Annotated in this window: 1 protein-coding gene; it reads left to right on the top strand. The window is 26.8% G+C overall.

What is annotated here, in order from left to right; translation table 11 throughout:
- On the top strand, positions 1-1,500 hold a 1,500-nt coding region (locus BN8917_RS14395; RefSeq protein WP_159426742.1), incomplete at both ends, for a hypothetical protein.

Here is a 1,500-nt window from a genome sequence, read left to right as displayed (position 1 = left end):
CATTTAATAATTTAGGATTTAAATATGGAGATAAAATAGTTATAGATTATAAAACAAGTTCTAAAATAAGTGCTTCATATGTATATAAAGATGGAGTTTTACAAAATTCTTATGATGTAAATAAAACTAGTGTATTTGAATTAACTCCAAGAGGACTTGTATATTTAGGAGATAGTCTTGATAGTTCTTTAGAGAATACTACTCTTAATGTAAGTACAGTTTATTCAGATGGAAAAGCAGTTACAGGAGATAAATATAATTACACAGAAACAGGTAATATTGGTGATTCTATTAATAATGAAAGCATACCTACTTTAGAAAATTATCATATAGATTATGTAACAGTTAATGGAGTGAAAACTAATATTAATCAATTACCTAAGTATTATGTAGCTAATAATATGAATATTGTTTATCACATGGCTAGTGACACTGAATATAAATTAAATATTAATATTAAAACAGAAGACGGAAAAGTTTTAAATACTATGCCAGTAGCTTCTTATGCTAAGGGAGATAAAATTTCAGTAGCCGATAATAATTGGGATAAAAAAGAATATAAATTAGACTATATTCTTGTGGATGGAGTAAAAACACCAGCTAATAAATTACCAGAAGTTATGCCAGATAAGAACCTTAACATAACTTATATCGTGTCACCTATAGCTAAATCAACAATAACAGTTGAAGCTATGGTTGATGGAAAAGTAATAGGTAAGCCTGTTGTAACAACAAATTATCAAGGTGAAGCTTATAAAGAGGTTGCTCCAACTTGGGATAATAGTGATTATGAGCTTAACGATATAACAGTTAATGGAGTTAAAACTTCAGAAGCAGATCTTCCAAAGGTATTTGGAGATAAAGATATTACAATAGTTTATAATTTATCACCAAAAATGATGAATGTTGGCGAAAGAGTAGTAAATCAAAATGGTGCTATTCTATATCATAATGAATATAAGCTACCATTTAATACATCAATAGTTAATATTGAAGATAAAATACCTTCAAATTATAAATTAGAAAATATAACAGTATCTAATCCAAATAATAAAGAAATAACATTAATTGCTAATAAGAATATAAATACTTATACAAATAGTAATGATGTTAAAGTTGCATTTAATGGTGAAGTAGTAAGCTATAATGTAGTTCCTATAAATGGAGAAATAACTTATAAAACACAAATAGGAAACGAAGCACCTACTAATGTTGTGAAAGAAGTTGGACAAGTTGATACTAAATCAAAAGAATATAAATTAAATATTCCTAAGGGATATCAAGTTGAATCAATAACAGTAAACGGAAAGAAAGTAGATTCAGTAAATGATTTAGATTATAAGAATGAAAAACAAGTTGTTGTTTATCATTTAGCTAAAATACCAAGTAATTCTGTAACAGAAACTATGATAACAAATACAGGTAAAGTTTTAATACCAACTAAGACTGTAAAAACAGCAGAAGAAAATACAGAAGTAGATGTTAAGGGTCTTACAGTAC

The sequence above is a fragment of the Clostridium mediterraneense genome (assembly GCF_900091705.1).
In the GTDB taxonomy this organism is placed as follows: Bacteria; Bacillota; Clostridia; order Clostridiales; family Clostridiaceae; genus Sarcina; species Sarcina mediterraneense.
This window is presented reverse-complemented; position numbering and strand designations above follow the sequence as displayed.